General features: G+C 33.7%; 16 protein-coding genes. 1 reads left to right on the forward strand and 15 read right to left on the reverse strand.

The annotated features are described in order from the left end of the window. Positions 1–73: 73 nt before the first annotated feature. The 9 genes from secG to IDG63_RS10905 form a co-directional block, all read right to left on the reverse strand. Positions 74–307, reverse strand: coding sequence for a preprotein translocase subunit SecG (secG, locus tag IDG63_RS10865; protein WP_000556760.1), 234 nt, complete (start codon positions 305–307; stop codon positions 74–76). Between the two features lie 66 nt (positions 308–373). Continuing rightward, a complete protein-coding gene (locus tag IDG63_RS10870; RefSeq protein ID WP_000785252.1) occupies positions 374–832 on the reverse strand; it encodes a hypothetical protein in 459 nt (152 codons plus the stop codon). Between the two features lie 338 nt (positions 833–1,170). Next, a complete protein-coding gene (eno, locus tag IDG63_RS10875; protein WP_001121760.1) occupies positions 1,171–2,475 on the reverse strand; it encodes a surface-displayed alpha-enolase in 1,305 nt (434 codons plus the stop codon). A 129-nt stretch (positions 2,476–2,604) separates the two neighbouring features. Further along, entirely contained in the window at positions 2,605–4,122 is a 1,518-nt protein-coding gene (gene gpmI / locus IDG63_RS10880) for a 2,3-bisphosphoglycerate-independent phosphoglycerate mutase (protein WP_001085505.1), read from the reverse strand. 2 nt (positions 4,123–4,124) lie between these two features. Further along, positions 4,125–4,886 (reverse strand): triose-phosphate isomerase, encoded by a 762-nt coding sequence (gene tpiA, locus IDG63_RS10885; RefSeq protein ID WP_001260098.1) that lies wholly within the window; start codon positions 4,884–4,886, stop codon positions 4,125–4,127. A 121-nt stretch (positions 4,887–5,007) separates the two neighbouring features. Further along, positions 5,008–6,198: a phosphoglycerate kinase gene (locus tag IDG63_RS10890; protein WP_001074749.1), complete on the reverse strand. Its 1,191-nt coding sequence runs from the start codon at positions 6,196–6,198 to the stop codon at positions 5,008–5,010. Positions 6,199–6,335: 137 nt separating this feature from the next. Continuing rightward, entirely contained in the window at positions 6,336–7,346 is a 1,011-nt protein-coding gene (gap, locus tag IDG63_RS10895; RefSeq protein ID WP_000279414.1) for a type I glyceraldehyde-3-phosphate dehydrogenase, read from the reverse strand. Between the two features lie 52 nt (positions 7,347–7,398). Beyond that, on the reverse strand, positions 7,399–8,412 hold the full coding sequence (locus IDG63_RS10900; RefSeq protein WP_000654030.1) for a sugar-binding transcriptional regulator: 1,014 nt from the start codon (positions 8,410–8,412) through the stop codon (positions 7,399–7,401). An 811-nt stretch (positions 8,413–9,223) separates the two neighbouring features. Next, on the reverse strand, positions 9,224–9,853 hold the full coding sequence (locus IDG63_RS10905) for a DUF4887 domain-containing protein (protein WP_000070826.1): 630 nt from the start codon (positions 9,851–9,853) through the stop codon (positions 9,224–9,226). A gap of 702 nt (positions 9,854–10,555) precedes the next feature. Here IDG63_RS10905 and IDG63_RS10910 point away from each other — a divergent pair. Next, positions 10,556–11,458: a TIGR01777 family oxidoreductase gene (locus IDG63_RS10910; protein WP_000816304.1), complete on the forward strand. Its 903-nt coding sequence runs from the start codon at positions 10,556–10,558 to the stop codon at positions 11,456–11,458. Positions 11,459–11,700: 242 nt separating this feature from the next. Here the strand turns inward: IDG63_RS10910 and clpP are convergent, their stop codons facing one another. From clpP to IDG63_RS10940, 6 genes are all read right to left on the reverse strand, one after another. Further along, on the reverse strand, positions 11,701–12,288 hold the full coding sequence (gene clpP, locus IDG63_RS10915; RefSeq protein ID WP_001049165.1) for an ATP-dependent Clp endopeptidase proteolytic subunit ClpP: 588 nt from the start codon (positions 12,286–12,288) through the stop codon (positions 11,701–11,703). 572 nt (positions 12,289–12,860) lie between these two features. After that, entirely contained in the window at positions 12,861–13,805 is a 945-nt protein-coding gene (gene whiA, locus IDG63_RS10920) for a DNA-binding protein WhiA (protein ID WP_000006551.1), read from the reverse strand. A gap of 110 nt (positions 13,806–13,915) precedes the next feature. Next, positions 13,916–14,911, reverse strand: a complete 996-nt coding sequence (locus IDG63_RS10925; protein ID WP_001248939.1) for a YvcK family protein — start codon at positions 14,909–14,911, stop codon at positions 13,916–13,918. After that, entirely contained in the window at positions 14,908–15,819 is a 912-nt protein-coding gene (rapZ, locus tag IDG63_RS10930) for an RNase adapter RapZ (RefSeq protein ID WP_000369722.1), read from the reverse strand. The genes IDG63_RS10925 and rapZ overlap by 4 nt, the downstream gene beginning before the upstream one ends. A gap of 824 nt (positions 15,820–16,643) precedes the next feature. Then, positions 16,644–17,579, reverse strand: coding sequence for a thioredoxin-disulfide reductase (gene trxB / locus IDG63_RS10935; RefSeq protein ID WP_000134963.1), 936 nt, complete (start codon positions 17,577–17,579; stop codon positions 16,644–16,646). Positions 17,580–17,645: 66 nt separating this feature from the next. After that, the gene (locus IDG63_RS10940) at positions 17,646–19,085 is read right to left on the reverse strand and encodes a tetratricopeptide repeat protein (protein WP_000057542.1); all 1,440 of its coding nucleotides are present in this window, start codon (positions 19,083–19,085) and stop codon (positions 17,646–17,648) included. Positions 19,086–19,087: the final 2 nt, after the last annotated feature.

Genomic DNA, 19,087 nt, shown 5'->3' on the forward strand with positions numbered 1-19,087 from the left:
TTACATAGCTTATTGTTAAACTATTACATTCTTAATTATAAATAAAAAAGCCCGACATTTACATCGCCGGACCTTACATACCAAGATAACTTATGCAAATCATAAGTACAAAAAATAATATTGATAAAATAATTGTTAATCTATTTAAGAATAAATCGACGCCACGTTGTTTTTGTTTACCGAATAACTGCTCAGCACCACCACTGATGGCACCTGAAAGTCCACTGCTTTTACCTTCTTGGAGTAGTACAACAGTTATTAATGCAATACAATCAATGATTAATAATACGATTAAAAATGTATGCATAAATTGTCCTCCGTTCCTTATATACGACAAGTAGTATATCATATTTTTATTGTTAAAATCAATTTTCTAGCGATTAAATGTACTTTTACGTTTGATAGAAACAACAAGCATATAAATCGCTAATGCAACCGAACCTATAATAACGATTAAAATTGGCAATGTTAAGTACGCACCGTGTGCAGCTTTTATTGCTTGAATTGTGATTGATAAATTAATCAACGTAAACAAACTATTTGATACATAAACTGCAAACATAAACCACCACACATAAGTATGTCGATTCCAAAAAGTGATGAAGCCTGCTAGATAAGCCAAAATATACATAATACCAGTGAATCTAAAGCTGTTTAAAATGTAATCAATCGCTTTATCTGAAGTGTTTTGATTCGTTAAATTAAGTAATGCTTTGGCAGTCGCATTATCCAACGAAACAAAGTAATGAATAATCAATAATATTGAGAATACGATTGATGCAGTTGCAATAAAGCGTCCTGTTTTAATTTCTTTATTCGTTCTATCAGCCATTTGTTTACTCCTCATATATTTAAATACGTTCTATAAAACCTTTATTTAATTTTACCTTTTAATAAAAGTGAATACCCTGTCATACAATATTCATTTCAACATAAATTTATTATACCAGTTTAAGAATACAAGTTAAATATGTGTTATTAGTTACCTCATGATTATTAGTCTGTTATGAATAATACTTCAAAATAAAAAACCTACCACAGTCTCAACTCTGTGGCAGGTTATAAATACAAGCGTGAACTTTTTAAGCGTGAACTCAAAAACTTTATTCAATTTATACCGACATAATAATCCTCAACTAAAATTATGGCAGTACTTAATGTTTAAAATGATTATTTATCTAAGTTATAGAATGATTTGATACCGTCATATTTAGCAGTTTCAAATAATTCATCTTCGATACGTAATAATTGATTGTATTTAGCAATACGGTCAGTACGTGATAATGAACCAGTTTTAATTTGACCAGCGTTTGTAGCAACAGCAATATCAGCAATTGTTGTATCTTCTGTTTCACCTGAACGGTGAGAAACTACTGCTGTGTAACCAGCTTTTTGAGCCATTTCGATTGCATCAAATGTTTCAGTTAATGTACCGATTTGGTTAACTTTAATTAAGATTGAGTTACCAATTCCGTTTTCAATACCTTTTGCTAAAATTTCAGTGTTTGTTACGAATAAATCGTCACCTACTAATTGTACACGGTCACCGATACGTTCTGTAAGTTGTTTCCAACCATCCCAGTCGTTTTCGTCCATACCGTCTTCAATTGTAATGATAGGATATTTGTCTACTAATTGTTCTAAGTAGTCAACTTGTTCTGCAGCTGTACGTTTTGCACCGTGTTCGCCTTCGAACTTACTGTAGTCATATACACCATTTTCATAGAATTCTGATGATGCACAGTCAAATCCTAAGAATACTTCTTCACCTGGTTTGTAACCAGCTGCTTCGATTGCTTGGATAATTGTTTCAACAGCATCTTCAGTACCTTCAAATTTAGGAGCGAAACCACCTTCGTCACCTACTGCAGTTTCTAAACCACGTTTGCTTAAAATTGATTTTAAGTTGTGGAAAATTTCAGTACCCCAACGTAATGATTCTTTGAACGTTGTAGCACCTACAGGTAAAATCATGAATTCTTGGAATGCAATTGGAGCATCTGAGTGAGAACCACCATTAACGATGTTCATCATTGGTACTGGTAACTGCTTACCATTAAATCCACCTAAATATTTGTAAAGTGGTTGACCTAATAAGTCAGCTGCTGCACGTGCTACTGCGATAGATACACCTAAAATAGCATTTGCACCTAATTTACCTTTGTTTGGAGTACCGTCTAATGCGATCATCATTTTATCAATAGATACTTGATCTAATACTGAAAATTCACCTTCAATAATTTCTGGTGCGATGATTTCATTAACGTTTTCAACTGCTTTAGTAACACCTTTACCTAAATAACGTGATTTGTCTCCATCACGTAATTCAACAGCTTCGTGTTCACCAGTTGAAGCACCTGATGGTACTAATGCACGACCAAATGCGCCACTTTCAGTTAATACTTCTACTTCAACAGTTGGGTTACCACGAGAGTCTAAGACTTCGCGAGCGTAAACATCTGTAATAATTGGCATGTTTATAATCTCCTTTAAATAGTTATTCTATAATTATTATAGCTTTATTCTTTCATTTAACAAAATGATATTACTATTATTTTCAAAAAATAAGTGTCATTAAGCGTTTACTTAACATCTTTTACAATATTAGTGTTTAATTAAAGATTCACCTGTCATGTCTTCAGGTTGTTCTACATTTAATAAATCTAATAATGTAGGTGCTAAGTCACCTAAGCGACCAGTTTCTCGAAGTGTAACGCCTTCTTTTGTTACAATCACTGGTACTGGGTTCGTTGTATGCGTAGTCATTGGTTGATCATCATCCGTCAATACTTGATCAGAGTTACCATGGTCAGCAGTAATAATTGCATAACCGTCCATGTCTAAAATCTTATCAACGACTTCACCTAAACATTCATCAACCGCTTCGATTGCTTTGATTGTCGGCTCAAGCATACCACTATGTCCAACCATATCAGGGTTAGCAAAGTTTAAAATAATTAAGTCCAAGTCACCTTTATTTAACTCTTCTAATAATGCATCTTTAACTTCATAAGCACTCATTTCTGGTTTCAAGTCATACGTTGCAACTTTAGGTGAATCAATTAAACGACGGCGTTCACCTTTAAATTCCTCGTTACGTCCACCACTCATAAAGTAAGTAACGTGAGGATATTTTTCAGTTTCTGCAATACGTAATTGTGTTAAATTGTTATTTTGTGCAATTTCACCAATTGTATTATTTAAATCAACTTTTTCGAAAACGATAGCCGCATCGATATTGTCGTTATACTTAGTGAATGTTGCATAGAATAAGTCTTTAACTTGTTCAACTTTAAAGCCTTCGAATGCTCTGTTCGCAAAAATTTCCGATAATTGTGCTGCTCTATCAGGTCGGAAATTATAGAAGATCACTGCATCTCCATCATTAACACCGTCATTTTGATTCTCAACGATGAATGGTACTACGAATTCGTCAGTTAAGCCCTCATTATAGCTTGCTTCTACACCTTCTTTGGCAGTTGCATAAGTTGGGGCATCAAAATTACGAATAGCATTGTAAGCTTTTTCTTCACGTTCCCAACGTTTGTCACGGTCCATTGCATAATAACGACCAGACACAGATGCAAATTGACCAATGCCTAATTCATTGAATTTAGCTTCAGTCTCTTCGATGTATTTCAAAGCGGATTTTTGATCTACGTCACGACCATCTAAAAATGCGTGTACGTAAACTTTTTCAACACCTTGTTTTTTAGCAAGTTCTAACAAAGCAAATAAATGTTTGTAATGACTGTGCACACCACCGTCAGACAATAAACCAAAGATGTGTAACGCTGAATCATGTGAATTCACGTGTGCAATTGCATTATTTAAAACATCATTTTCAAAGAAATCACCGTCTTCAATTGATTTATTGATTCGAGTTAAACTTTGATAAACGATACGTCCTGCACCGATATTCATATGACCAACTTCTGAGTTACCCATTTGTCCTTCAGGTAGTCCAACATCTAAGCCACTCGCTTCGATTTGAGTCGTTGGATATTTGTTGTAATAACGATCAAAATTAGGCTTGTTTGCTAATTTTACCGCATTACCATGTTCGCTTTCGCGGTTCGCAAAACCATCTAAAATAATTAACGCAGTTGGTTTCTTAGCCATGATTATTTTGCACCTTCTAACAATTGTACGAAATCTTCAACTTTAAGTGATGCGCCACCTACTAATGCCCCATCAATATCAGTTTGTGCCATGTATTCTTTAATGTTGTTAGGTTTAACACTACCACCATATTGAATACGAGTTGCTTCTGATACTTCTTTGCTTGATAAGTCAGCAATAGTTTGACGTACAAATGCACACATTTCATTTGCATCTTCAGATGTTGATGATTTACCAGTTCCGATTGCCCAGATTGGCTCATAAGCAATTACAACTGATTTAAGTTGATCTTCAGATAAACCTGCAACAGCTTTCTTAACTTGCTCACCTACAACATCGTTAGCTTTACCACTTTCACGCTCTTCGTCTGTTTCACCAACACAAATAATTGGAGTCATTCCATATTTGAAAATAGCGTGCGCTTTTTTGTTAATTTCTTCATCTGTTTCGTGGAATAATTCACGACGTTCAGAATGACCGATAACAACGTATTTAACGCCTAAATCTGCTAATGCAACTGGAGACGTTTCACCTGTGAACGCACCATTATCTTCGAAATACGTATTTTGAGCACCGATTTCTAAACCTTGTGCTTTTCCTTCTTTAACTGCAGTAGTTAATGCATCTAATTGAATTGCTGGTGCACAAATTACTGATTCTACTTCTTTTGAATCTGGTAATGTTGGCAATGCATTGACGAAGTCTTTTGCTTCTTGTACTGTTTTGTTCATTTTCCAGTTACCAGCTATAATTGGTGTTCTCATTAAAGACACTCCTTGTTTTGTAAATATTTTTGAAAAGTGATGAAACACGATGTCATCTTGTGACTGTTTTCCCGTAACAATGTTAAACAAACATGCCACATCACTTTAAACTATCACTTTATTATTTATTATTGATTGCTTTGATACCAGGCAATTCTTTACCTTCTAGGTACTCTAATGACGCACCGCCACCAGTTGAAATATGAGTGAAGTCATTTTCAAAACCTAAAGAGATTGCTGCTGCAGCTGAATCACCGCCACCGATAATCGTAATTGCATCTTTAAGGTTTGCAATTGCTTTACATACACCAATTGTACCTTGTGCAAAGTTACTGAACTCGAATACACCCATAGGTCCATTCCATACAACAGTGTGCGCACCTTCTAATTCATCTGCAAATAATTTTACAGTGTTTGGTCCAATATCCATACCTTCTTGGTCTGCTGGAATTGAATCAGATGGTACTACAGTAATTTTGGCATCATTAGAAAATTCTTTAGCAACTTTAGTGTCTACTGGTAATACAATTTTATCACCATGTTTTTCTAATAAATCTTTTGCGAAGTCGATTTTATCTTCTTCTAATAATGAAATACCAATTTCTTTACCTTGCGCTTTTAAGAAAGTATAAGCCATACCTCCGCCGATGATAATTTTATCAGCTATGTTAACTAAGTTTTTGATGACATTAATTTTGTCAGATACTTTTGCTCCACCTAAAATAGCAACAACTGGTTTATGTGGATCGTTAACTACGCCACCAATAAACTTAATTTCTTTATCCATTAAGAATCCAGCTGCAGTTTCTAAATGTGTAGAAATACCAACATTAGATGCATGCTCACGATGCGCAGTACCAAAAGCATCATTTACAAACACATCACCTAAAGATGCCCAGTATTTACCTAATTCTGGATCATTTTTAGATTCTTTTTTACCGTCTAAATCTTCATAACGTGTATTTTCAACTAATAATACGTCGCCTTCTTTAAGGTCTTTAATAGCAGCCTCAAGTTTTTCGCCGCGTGTTTCTGGTACGAAAACAACTTCTTTATCTAATTTCTTAGATAAGTCTTCAGCAACTGGACGTAAAGTTAATTTTGCTTTATCACTTTCTTCTTTCACTTTACCTAAATGTGAAAATAGTACGATTTTACCACCTTGTTCGATGATGTATTGAATTGTAGGTAAAGCTTGAACGATACGGTTGTCATTAGTAATTTCACCGTCTTTTAAAGGCACGTTAAAATCAGCACGTACTAGGACTGTTTTACCTTTAAGATCTAAATCAGAAACAATTTTTTTAGCCATGGTGTTTCCTCCTTGTAATTAGGAAATTTTATATAAAAATAAGCGGAGAAGCGTTTGTGCTCCCCGCTTACTCATAAGCTTTAATTAATGCTAAATAGTTCTGAGCACTAGCGTATTTGAAAAAAACTATACTAAAATTATTTAGAAAGTTCAGCTAAGTATGCTAATGTACGAACTAATTGTGCAGTATATGACATTTCGTTATCATACCAAGCTGCAACTTTAACTAATTGACGGTCGCCAACTGACATTACACGAGTTTGTGTAGCGTCGAATAATGAACCGTAAGTCATACCTACAACGTCTGAAGAAACGATTTCGTCTTCAGTGTAACCGAATGATTCGTTTGAAGCATTTTTCATAGCTTCGTTAACTTGTTCAACTGTTACGTCTTGTTTTTCTAATACTACTGTTAATTCAGTTAATGAACCTGTAGCTACAGGAACACGTTGTGCACCACCATCTAATTTACCATCGATTTCAGGAATAACTTTACCGATAGCTTTAGCAGCACCTGTTGAGTTAGGGATGATGTTTTCTGCCGCTGCACGAGCACGACGTTTGTCACCTTTTCTGTGAGGTGCGTCTTGTGTATTTTGATCACCTGTGTAAGCGTGAATTGTAGTCATTAAACCTTCAACTAAACCAAAGTCATCGTTTAAAACTTTAGCAACTGGTGCTAATGAGTTTGTAGTACATGAAGCACCTGAAACAACTGTTTCAGAACCGTCTAACTCTTGGTGGTTTGTGTTGAATACGATTGTTTTTAAGTCACCAGTAGCTGGTGCTGAGATTAATACTTTTTTAGCGCCTGCTTCAATATGAGCTTGTGCTTTATCTTTATCAGTGTAGAAACCAGTACATTCTAATACTACATCGATATTTAAGTCTTTCCAAGGTAATTTGCTTGCATCTGGTTCACTGAATGATTTAACTTCTTTACCATTTACGCGGAAACCACCATCAACTACCTCTACTTCACCTGTGAAACGACCTTGCATAGTGTCATATTTTAATAAATGCGCTAACATGTCGTCATCTGTTAAGTCGTTTACTGCTACAACTTCAAGACCTTCTACTTCTTGAATTCTTCTGAATGCTAAACGACCAATTCTACCAAAACCATTAATTGCTACTTTTACTGCCATTATAATGGCCTCCTTTAAAATGATATTTAAAAAGTATTAAACTTTTTATCTCTTATTCAAGTATTATCTTTGCTGCGGCTTCATCAGTGATTAACACTGTATTCTTGGGTGCAATCGTCAAGTATGCTTTAATTGCTTCACCTTTCGATTTGCCTCCTGCAACTGCAAAAATAAAGTCTTTTGATTCAAGGTCTTCTAATTGAAGTCCAATTGTTTTAACCTTATGGACAATTTGACCTTGTGTATCAAAATAATAACCAAATGCCTCTCCGACAGCTTGATGATGTTGAAGTTGTTCAATGACCTTTTCAGGTGATTGACGTCGATGCGCCATCTTCAGCGCATCACCAATGCCGTGTAATATAACGTTTGCTTGTTTAATTTTGTCTAAAGTGTTTATGACTGATGGCTCTAACAACAATGTGTTATATGTTGTTTCACTGACATTATCAGGTACATACATCGTCGTATAATAACCGCCAGCTTGTTGTGCCATACTGGCTGCAATTGTGTTTGCCTGAAAGACAACATTTTCGCCTAGTCCACCTCTGGCTGGTACGAAGAATACATTATATGGTAATAAATGAATTGCTTCACTAACACATGCCATCGTGGATCCGCCAGTTACAGCAACTATCGCGTCTTCTTGTAATATGCCTTCAAGTAATTGACCTGCTTGTCTACCTAATTCTGTTTTAACAGATTGACTATTATCAGCATCACCAGGAACAACATGAACTTCCTTAATTTGAAATTTATTCTTAATACCTTCTGACAGACGATTATCATCTGCATAGATATCAAAGTAACCTTTCAATTGCGAAATCAGTTGCTCACCTTCAGCTGTAATTTCCATTCCGGTAGGCTTAACTTTTATCAAATCTTGTTTCTTAAGCATATCTGTTTCAGAACGCAGTACACGTTCAGTCATATCCATATGTTCGCTTAAACTTCGACGTCCGACAGGCTGATTTTTTGAGATAGTAGTAAGAATAGAAAAACGTTTATACATTTTATCTATGAGATCCGGTATAAGCTTTTGCTGTGCTTGCAATAAGTCTTTCACTACTACCTCCTCCTTATATTTATAAATGTAAATAAGGATATGTCACAACCAGTGGTTGCCTTTTTAAGTCCCGCGTGGGACAAAAATTAACCTCTTTACACTTGCAATAGTACTATTCTATTTCAAAAATTGCAAGCATAAAACTTAAATTTTCTAAATAATTTGATAAAGCGCTTGCAATATATTTTCGATTTGTTATTCAACAAAACGTTTTATTTTATTCGCTGTAGTCAAATGTATACCCTTATACTGACTCGCTAATCATTTGCTTATTATTTGAACTAAGACATAAATCAATGCTCTAGAATCCGAAAAGTCACATTAGTAGTAGTTGACCGAACGAAAATGCACTTGTAACAAGCATTTTTCAATTAAAGTCAGGGGCCCCAACACAGAAGCTGGCGGAAAGTCAGCTTACAATAATGTGCAAGTTGGGGTGGGCCCCAACACAGAGAATTTCGAAATGAAATTCTACAGGCAATGCAAGTTGGGGTGGGGCCCCAACATAGAAGCTGGCGGAAAGTCAGCTTACAATAATGTGCAAGTTGGCGGGGCCCCAACACAGAAGCTGACGGAAAGTCAGCTTACAATAATGTGGAAGTTGGGGTCAGACGACGAAATAAATTTTGCGAAAATATCATTTCTGTCCCACCTCACTCAAAATAAATTTCACTATCCGTAAAATAAACAACTAACTATTTAAGTATCATCTCTCCCCTAATTAACAATTATAAAAATAAGAACCAATATTCGAGACAACCTAATTAATTGTGTTGTCTGTCATACTGGTTCATTTTTGTTTGACTAAATACTACTTATCATTAGCATTATTTTGTTTATTTGTTGTTGATTGGCTATTTTGTTGTGGTGCTTGTGGTTTTGCTTGCTGATTTGATTGATTGTTTTGTTGATTATTATTTGGCTTTGGTGTTGGTTGTTGCGGCTGTGGTTTAGGCTGAGCTGGTTGTTTATTATCATCAGTTTTCTTCTGATTATCATCTGATTTATCTTGAGATGCTTTGTCATCCTTATCTTTCGACTCATCCTTTGATGCTTTATCATCATTCTCTTCTTTAGCAGGACGTTGCTTTGTAGGTGCTTGTTGCTGAGGTGGCACATATTGATATTGATTCTGCTGTGGCAATTGCTGATATTGGTTTGCTTGTGAATCTAGCTCATTCTGCTCTTTTTCCTCTTGTTGCTTTTTCTTTCTCTCTTTTTCTGCATTTTCTTTTTGACGCTTTTCTTTTTGTTCCTGCTTTTGTTCGTTCAACATACGTTCTTTAGCTTTATTCGAATGATCTACATATGCAAAAATTGCAAATACTAATCCTCCGAGTAATAGCAATACCGTCGCAATGCTAACTACTTTCGCTGTTGTACTCATTTTCTTCTTACTTCCATCTTCATTTTTATTGTAGTCGTAATTTTGATTCGACATACTCTCCCTCACTTCAAACTAATTTAAATATAGAAATTATCACGCAACCATTAACATTTTCACAACTAATTTGTTTACCTAGTTTCTACAAATATTAATAAACATTTACTCTTTTTGCCTTCTTCAACTTAAAACTGCCTTCACTATTACTCACTCGTAAATCGGATTCATTTTTACAAAGAAATAGTAGTCTTATATATCTTAACATTTAATAACTAAATCAAACATATTTTGAGCCTTTTTTTGAAAATTAACATTTTAACCTTTTTGATTTTACAACAAATTATAGCTACGTATTGAAAATTAAAGCATTGGTTTAAGTGTTGTGTTAAAAGTTTTTATGTTTAGATTGTTATATTACTATGTATTCTTAAATTTGTTTAAAAAATTAATGCTTTAAATTGATGTATAATGGGAATAAGAAATAAATAAAAACGACCCGCACGATTAACGTACGGGTCCACTACTAAAGGGAGTCAAATTTTTACCTTCGTTTGTATCATGCAGCGTTTTACACATACTTTTAAGAGATGTTTATTCGTTATCGAAGGTACACCTTTATTATAACTTATATCATTTTTATTAAAATACAATTCAAAAAAAGTTATTGACATATTATTGTCTAAATAATGTATAACCTTTGAACAACAATAATGATTATTAAATAGTAACTAAATACAAAATTACATGGGGTGAATGATAATGAAACAATACTTAATTACTGGTGGGACTGGTATGGTTGGATCTCAATTAGTTAATGAAATTAAAAAATCAGATTCACATATCACGATATTAACGCGACACGACCAAATTTCAAATGATAAGAAAATTTCATATGTCAACTGGGCTAAATCTGGGTGGGAACACAAAGTTCCTCAAAATATCGATGTGGTCATCAACTTAGCAGGTGCTACACTGAATAAACGATGGACACCGGAATATAAACAAACGCTAATGCTAAGTAGAATTCAATCTACGCAAGCTTTATATGAATTGTTTAAATCACGTAATAAAGCACCTAAAGTTTTATTTAATGCTAGTGCCACTGGTTACTATCCTCCTGATTTATTTATGAGTTACACAGAAGTTTATAAAACTTTACCATTTGATTTCTTGTCAGATATTGTGTATCAATGGGAACGTTTCGCACAACAATTTGAACAATTAGGTACGCGAGTTGTCATCGGTCGTTTCGGTATGATTTTATCGAATGAAGGCGGTGCGTTACAAACAATGAAACTACCATACAAATATTACATTGGTGGTAAATTAGGTTCTGGTCAACAATGGTATTCATGGATTCATATCAATGATTTAATTCAAGCTATTTTATTTTTAATAAATAACGAGTCAGCTAGTGGTCCGTTTAATTTAACTGCACCTATACCTGAGCGTCAAAATTTATTTGGCTACACTTTAGCAAGAGCTATGCATAAGCCCCATGAAACTTGGGCACCAAGTCTTGCAATGCGTCTCATACTTGGTCAAATGTCAACAGTAGTATTGGATACTCAAAAAGTATTACCTAATAAAATTCAAGCATTGGGATTCCAATTTAAATATAGTAATTTAAAAATGGCACTTGAAGATTTAATTAAAGAATAATCAATACCATTAATGAGCATTAGAAACAACATATGTACTAAATGTAATGTCTAGAGCGACTTACAAACAAAGGATTGAAATGTTCCTTTCAATGTCTACTTTGAAGGGAACATTTCATATAGTTACGGTTCAACTAGCTTCATTCAATCATATTTCCGCTCAAAGTATAGTAAACAATTTATTGACACCTCGGTTTACTCATACAAAAAGAGCAGACTGCTTAGTCTACTCTTTACTTTGAATTATTTTGTTTCAGGTACCATCACTTCATCAATTAAGCCATATTCTTTAGCTTCTTCTGCAGTTAAGAAGTTATCACGATCTGTGTCTTTTTGTATTTTTTCAATACTTTGACCAGTACGCTCTGATAAAATGCGGTTTAATTTTTCACGTGTTTTTAAAATGTGATTTGCAGCAATTTCGATTTCAGTTGCTTGTCCTTGAGCACCACCTAATGGTTGGTGAATCATTACTTCTGCATTTGGTAACGCGAAACGTTTACCTTTTGCACCAGCTGCTAATAAGAATGATCCCATTGATGCAGCCATACCGATACAAATTGTTTGAACATCAGGTTTAATGTGTTGAATTGTATCATAAATCGCAAAACCAGCTGTTACACTTCCACCTGGTGAATTAATGTATAAATAAATATCTTTCTCTGAGTCTTGCGCTTGTAAGAATAATAACTGTGATACGATTGAATTTGCTACGTTGTCATCAATTTGTGAACCTAACATAATAATACGGTCTTTTAATAAACGTGAGTATATATCATATGCACGTTCACCGCGGTTTGTTGTTTCAATAACTGTAGGAATTAAATTCATCTATATTTCCTCCTTGTAATAACTGTTACTCATTATTTTACATATTAAGTCAAACTTGGTCAAACACTTTGACTTTAAATAGTTACATTGTTTGACGCTTTTCTCTTTCCTTTGTAAACTGATAATATCTATTTTAGATTGTACTTATTTTACTTCTCATAGTACAGAGATATGATTACATATTTGCTCCTTGTGGTGTAATGGATAACACGTAAGATTCCGGTTCTTAAGATAGGGGTTCAATTCCCTTCAAGGAGGCTGTTTTAATAAAATACAATACTTTTCAATACAGAGAATCCCGCAATGTCGGGATTCTTATTTATGCTGATTTTGTTTTTGTCTATGATCAGGGACTTTCAGGGACTCAATTAATTATCACATTCATATTTTCTTATGACCAAATTGATACATATGATGCTATTTAATGAGAAAATTAGTCATCACTTGGTTATTGAATTTCCTTCATTAAACTTTCCAGCTCAATTTAATAGTTAGTCGACTATTATTCATTAAACACTTTTTAAACATAAAAAAGTGTTTTTGATAATTCACTACCAAAAACACCTTCTTACTTATAATTCTATTTGTTCACCATTTCTAATCTTATCGGCTAAATCATTAAGTTTTCTTAATCGGTGATTTACACCTGATTTTGAAATTGGACCAGTTGATACCATTTCTCCAAGCTCTTTCAACGAAATTTCTTGATGTTCTACTCGAATTCTAGCAATCTCTCTCAACCTGTCTGGTAAATTTTCAATACCAATTTCTTTATCAATCAATTTAATGCTCTCAACTTGTTTCATCGCAGCACTAACTGTTTTATTTAGATTTGCCGTTTCACAATTAACGAGTCGGTTAACAGAATTACGCATATCTCTTACAATACGTACGTCTTCAAATTTTAATAACGCTTGATAGCCACCTATCAAACTAAGAAAATCCGAAATCTTTTCCGCTTCTTTTAAATACGTAATACTTCCTTTTTTTCGCTCTAAATGTTTGGCATTCAACTCATAACTATTCATTAGTTTCGTTAAGCCTTCTGCATGACTCTCATTTTGAGAAAAAATTTCCAAATGGTACGAAGATGTTTCAGGGTTATTCACTGAGCCACCTGCCAGAAAAGCTCCTCTCAAGTAACTGCGTCTCATTTCATCATCTTGAATCATTGAATGATCAATTTCATGCGTAAAAATGCCGTCTTTTAAAATTCCTAATTCATCAAGAATTTCTTTCGCTTTCATCTTTGTACGACAAATATAAATATTATTTTTTTTAAGCTTCATTTTTTTACGGACTAATATTTCAACTTCCACATTAAAGACACGTTTAATCAACGAATAAATACGTCTTGCCGTTGTTGCATTTTCCGTTTGAACATTTATAACAAATTGTTGATTTGAAAGACTAAGTGCACCATTCATTCGAATCAGTGCACTGAGCTCTGCTTTTGCATTCATTTCATCGACGTCTATTCTAGTTAATTCATTTTTCATTTCTGATGCAAAGCTCATCGTACAGTCATTCCTTTCTTATTTAAAACATGATTCACCTTAGAACCACTGTCTATTTTCATTTTTTTACACAGCTCTATTATCATATCATAATATGATTACGTTCTATATTATTTACGTTTATCACTTGGTACGAAAGGAATAGTACTAATTAATTCTAAAGCTATGTCATAAATCATTGTCGATAACACTTTAGTATTATGTCTTACTAAATGATTTTCAGAAATTTCAACTAAATTTGAAGATGTTTTTACATTTATGCTTTCTTTTTCAAGTTCAGCCTTATTAACTTCAACTGGTTTAGAATGTTTTTCTTCATATTTTTTCAAAACTTGAGCATTGAAAGTTTGTGTACTACAAATGACATAATCAATAAACGGTTGTCCAGCTTGTCTATGAATCGCATCGATATGATCTTTCACGCTATAACCATCTGTTTCCCCAGGTTGCGTCATCACATTAGAAACATATAGCTTAGGCGCATCAGAATGAATTAACGCATCTGAAATACCATTGACACATAAGTTAGAAATAACGCTCGTATATAATGACCCTGGTCCAAGAACGATTAAATCTGCTTCCCTTAAAGCATCGATTGCTTCTTCCATTGGTTGCACATCGTTAGGTTCTAAAAACACACGATCAATTTTTTTATGTTTTTTAGGAATATTTGTTTCTCCAAAAACAATTTCTCCATCTTCCATAACAGCATTTAATTGCACACTTGTATTTGTAGATGGAATGACTCTACCTTTAATATTTAAAATTTTACTTAATGCTTTAATGGCATGTCCGAAATCATTCGTAATATTAGTCATACCTGCGATTAATAAATTACCTAATGAGTGACCGCTAATTTGATTTTCTTCAAAGCGATACTGAAAAAGTTGGCTTAAAACTGACTCAGAATCACTTAAAGCTGCAATCACATTTCTGATGTCTCCTGGTGCTGGTATATCCATTTCATCTCTGATTTTCCCTGTACTCCCACCATTATCAGCAACTGTTACAATCGCCGTAATATCAATTGGGAATTCTCTTAATCCCCTAGCCATAACTGATAAGCCAGTGCCACCACCGATAAGTACAACTTTTATTTGTCTCATTTTTTCTCGCCACTTTCAATATGTGCGTCCCTATGATGCACATAAACATTATATTCAAATACTTCATTTAGATAATTACCTAGTCGTTCTGCTAATGCTACAGATCGATGTTGTCCACCCGTACAACCGATGGCAATTACTAATTGAGATTTCCCTTCTTTTTTATACCCGGGTATCATAAAATCTAACAAATCAGTTAATTTTTCAAAGAAAATCTCCGTCTCTTTCCATTTCATAACATAATTATAAACGTCTTTATCTAATCCTGTTAAAGGTCTTAAATCTACTACATAATATGGATTTGGTAAAAATCGTACATCAAATACTAAATCTGCATCCATCTGAATCCCATGTTTAAAACCGAAACTTGTGACATTAATTGTAAAAGTTTCAAACTCTTCATCTTCATAGTATCGACGAATGCGTTCTTTTAATTCTTTAGGTGATAACTTTGTAGTATCTATAACAAAATTAGCTATACTTCTAATTTGAGACAAATGCTCTCGCTCATCATTAATTGCATTAATTAAGGATCTTTTACCTTGTTCCATCAAAGGATGTGCACGACGCGTTTCCTTATATCTTGAAATTAATTTTTCAGTACTTGCTTCTAAAAACATAACATCAATGATGACGTCACTTTCACTTTTAACTTTATCCACTACTGCAACTAATGAATTAAATAGTTCCTTACCTCTTAAATCAATTGCAATTGCCACTTTTCTTAAGGATGGATTTCCTTGTTCCATCAACTCTACAAATTTAGGTAATAACACTGGTGGTAGATTATCTACACAAAAATATCCCATGTCTTCTAAACATTGAATAACCAAAGATTTACCTGCGCCAGATAAACCTGTTACAACTAATAGTTCACTTTTACTTTTTTCTTTTTCATTATTATCCATTATTTTTTCACCGCCAAAACGAATTTCATGCTGTTAATTTAAATGTTCTATGACAAAATTAAGCAACGATGTTTTATATTTATTTCCAACTATGTCTAGATTAAATTTCTAAAAATATACATCATTTAAAAGGAGCTTGGGACATAAATCAATGTCCTAGGGTCTATAATATTATATTGCTAGTAGTTGACTGAATGAAAATGCGCTTGCAACAAGCTTTTTTCAACTCTAGTCAGGGGCCCCAACACAGAGAAATTGGATTTCCAATTTCTACAGACAATGCAAGTTGGGGTGTGGGCCCCAACACAGAGAATTTCGAAAAGAAATTCTACAGGCAATGCGAGTTGGGGTGTGGGCGCCAACACAGAAGCTTACGAAAAGTCAGCTTACAATAATGTGCAAGTTGGCGGGGCCCCAACAAAGAGAAATTGGATTCCCAATTTCTACAGACAGTGCGAGTTGGGGTGAGACAACGATAAAGTAATACTTTTTCTATAGAAATTAGTATTTCTTATGCATGAGTTTTACTCATGTATTCCTATTTTTAAGTACACATTAGCTGTGGCTAATGTATAAGAACCACTACATAATAAATCATTAGTGGCTCTTTATCATTTCTGTCCCACTTCCATAAAGTTATAAGTTTAATATAACATATAAAAAAACTAGAACTCATTGAAACGCACAAATGATACGTACTAAGTTCTAGTTTCCTATATAATTTGCTTTAATTTAAAAGTAAGACATTATTTTAACAATGTGATGACACTATTAAAATAAATATCCAAATAATTTACAGCTCAACATCTTAATTCGACTTCGAATTAAGCTTGATCGTTTAAATGTTCAATATATTCCGCTGCACTTTGCGCTGCAATACTGCCATCGCCAGTAGCAGTGACAATTTGGCGTAAACCTTTGTCGCGAACATCTCCTGCTGCAAAAATACCTGGTACTGATGTTGTCATATCATCTTTTGTCACAATATAACCAACATCATTCGTAATACCTAAGTCTTTAAATGGCGCTGTTAATGGTTTCATACCAATATAGATGAATACACCATCAGCCTCGTGTGTTTCTTCTGAACCATCTTTTGTAGACGTTAATGTCACAGAACCCACTTTGCCGTCTTTTTCATTAATTGATTTCAAAGTATGACTCCAAATAAAGTCGATTTTATCATTTTTGAATGCTCTATCTTGTAAAATACGTTGTGCACGTAACTCATCACGACGGTGAACGATTGTTACTTTGTCAGCAAATTTAGTTAAGAATGTTCCCTCTTCTACTGCTGAATCACCACCACCGATAACGAATAGGCGTTTATTTTTAAAGAATGCACCATCACATACTGCACAATAACTTACACCGCGTCCACCAAGTTCTTGTTCACCCGGAACACCAATTTTCTTGTATTCTGCACCTGTAGCAATAATAACCGCTTTCGCTGTTAATTCTTTATTACCAAAGTTAATCACTTTATATTCGCCTTTATCTTCTACAGATTTAATATCTCCATATTGATAAACTGCACCAAACTTTTTAGCGTGTTCAAACATTTTTGTAGATAAATCTGGACCTGTAATCATTTCGAAACCAGGGAAGTTCTCTACTTCTTCTGTATTAGCCATTTGACCGCCTGGAATACCTCTTTCAATCATAACTGTTTTTAAATTAGCACGTGATGCGTATACTGCAGCAGTCATACCAGCTGGACCTGCACCGATAATTGCTATATCAAAATCTATTTCAGTCATTTTATTAACGCCTCCTCATTATTAATCATTATGCGCATTATATAATAAATCTAACTTTTCATAAATCTATATGCTCAAGAGAAATTCAATCATTTTGTTCAGTTTATATTGTGTTATGCCTAACCATGTTGTAATTTGCTTCTTTGTAACGTTTCGAGGTTGATTTTTAAAATACAAATAAATAAACGCACCGATATATGGCTCAACATCAGTTAAATCTACTTTTTCAGCAATTATGAGTTCACCTTGATTAATCCATGCAACCATTACATCATTTTCACTTACAAATAATTCATTATGGTAAAGCGTTAATAAGCCGCGATGAATGAAGTCTAATTTATTGAGCGTTAAACCTTGAACTAAATACGTTAAATACAATTTCTCATAATTATTTAGATTTTCCAAAACCTGCCAAATACTTTCCGTCATCACAATTTCTTTACCATTTAATTGATCCAATAAAAAAATACCATATAAACGATAATGACTGTCATCACTTTGAAGTAATGGCAAAATATGTTGGTCAAAAACTTCTTTGCTATTTTCAATTACCCAAGGCGCATGTCCAATTTCCACTTTAGAAATTTGCTTCAATTTATCCCAGTAGTAATGACTTTCGTCTTCTTCACCTAAATAATAATAATTATATGCTAAAGCATTGTACATTTGAATTGATAAAAATTTCCCTTTTTTATATAAAGGGTACAACAATTGTTGTGATGCACGATACTGCTTTAAATAACTTAATACAATACCTAATTTAAAACTTTCATCGTCATTCATAGGTACAACTTTGTTTAATATTTTTAAATATTTTTGATATTGTTCATTTTCCTTAGTGTTATAAAGTAGCAAAGTATAATGGCATAATGCATATATATCTGTACTATCCTCTTGTAATAGTGCTTCGTACAATGCTTTAGCCGTATCATATTCACCGAGATATAAATAACACATTGCCAATAAATTACGTACTACACGATGATCTTGAACTTCTTGTGGTTGATGTAAGACATAATTCTTTGCATCTTTTAATCGACCTTGAGAAAAAAGATATTGGAATAGTATTTGAACTACAAACAATTGAGCTTCAAGTTCAATTTGTTCTTCACTTTGATATTTCACATCAAACATTTGATCTAATTCATCTCTATAATCTTGGTCGTCGCTAACAATAACATAATTAATACCAAACAAGAATGCCTTGTTTGGTTCGTTAACTTCAATGTTGAGCTGACTCAATTCATAAAAGCTATCTTCTAGATGCCTATTATAAATAATATTGTCATAAAATAAATGTTCTGCTTTTTTAGCAATACCAAGTTGCACTAGACATTGTGCATAATCAATTTGAATTTCCAGATCATCAGGTGACAATTCTAACACTTTTTCAAAGTATTCAGCAGCTCGTTTATATTCTCTTTGTTTAAACTTCTGTTTAGCCATTTTACGATAAAATGCATCATCAAAAGTCATTGGAATTACATTATTATTCTTTTGCGCCATAA

The organism is Staphylococcus sp. EG-SA-14 (assembly GCF_017151935.1).
Classification (GTDB): domain Bacteria; phylum Bacillota; class Bacilli; order Staphylococcales; family Staphylococcaceae; genus Staphylococcus; species Staphylococcus aureus.

Bases quoted from the DNA above. Each gene is read 5' to 3' on its own strand.
- IDG63_RS10925 (WP_001248939.1), bottom strand. From the start codon at position 14,911: ATGAGACAAATAAAAGTTGTACTTATCGGTGGTGGCACTGGCTTATCA.
- whiA (WP_000006551.1), bottom strand. From the start codon at position 13,805: ATGAGCTTTGCATCAGAAATGAAAAATGAATTAACTAGAATAGACGTC.
- IDG63_RS10905 (WP_000070826.1), bottom strand. From the start codon at position 9,853: ATGTCGAATCAAAATTACGACTACAATAAAAATGAAGATGGAAGTAAG.
- IDG63_RS10870 (WP_000785252.1), bottom strand. From the start codon at position 832: ATGGCTGATAGAACGAATAAAGAAATTAAAACAGGACGCTTTATTGCA.
- IDG63_RS10910 (WP_000816304.1), top strand. From the start codon at position 10,556: ATGAAACAATACTTAATTACTGGTGGGACTGGTATGGTTGGATCTCAA.
- clpP (WP_001049165.1), bottom strand. From the start codon at position 12,288: ATGAATTTAATTCCTACAGTTATTGAAACAACAAACCGCGGTGAACGT.
- tpiA (WP_001260098.1), bottom strand. From the start codon at position 4,886: ATGAGAACACCAATTATAGCTGGTAACTGGAAAATGAACAAAACAGTA.
- rapZ (WP_000369722.1), bottom strand. From the start codon at position 15,819: ATGGATAATAATGAAAAAGAAAAAAGTAAAAGTGAACTATTAGTTGTA.
- eno (WP_001121760.1), bottom strand. From the start codon at position 2,475: ATGCCAATTATTACAGATGTTTACGCTCGCGAAGTCTTAGACTCTCGT.
- IDG63_RS10940 (WP_000057542.1), bottom strand. From the start codon at position 19,085: ATGGCGCAAAAGAATAATAATGTAATTCCAATGACTTTTGATGATGCA.
- IDG63_RS10890 (WP_001074749.1), bottom strand. From the start codon at position 6,198: ATGGCTAAAAAAATTGTTTCTGATTTAGATCTTAAAGGTAAAACAGTC.
- gap (WP_000279414.1), bottom strand. From the start codon at position 7,346: ATGGCAGTAAAAGTAGCAATTAATGGTTTTGGTAGAATTGGTCGTTTA.
- trxB (WP_000134963.1), bottom strand. From the start codon at position 17,579: ATGACTGAAATAGATTTTGATATAGCAATTATCGGTGCAGGTCCAGCT.
- secG (WP_000556760.1), bottom strand. From the start codon at position 307: ATGCATACATTTTTAATCGTATTATTAATCATTGATTGTATTGCATTA.
- gpmI (WP_001085505.1), bottom strand. From the start codon at position 4,122: ATGGCTAAGAAACCAACTGCGTTAATTATTTTAGATGGTTTTGCGAAC.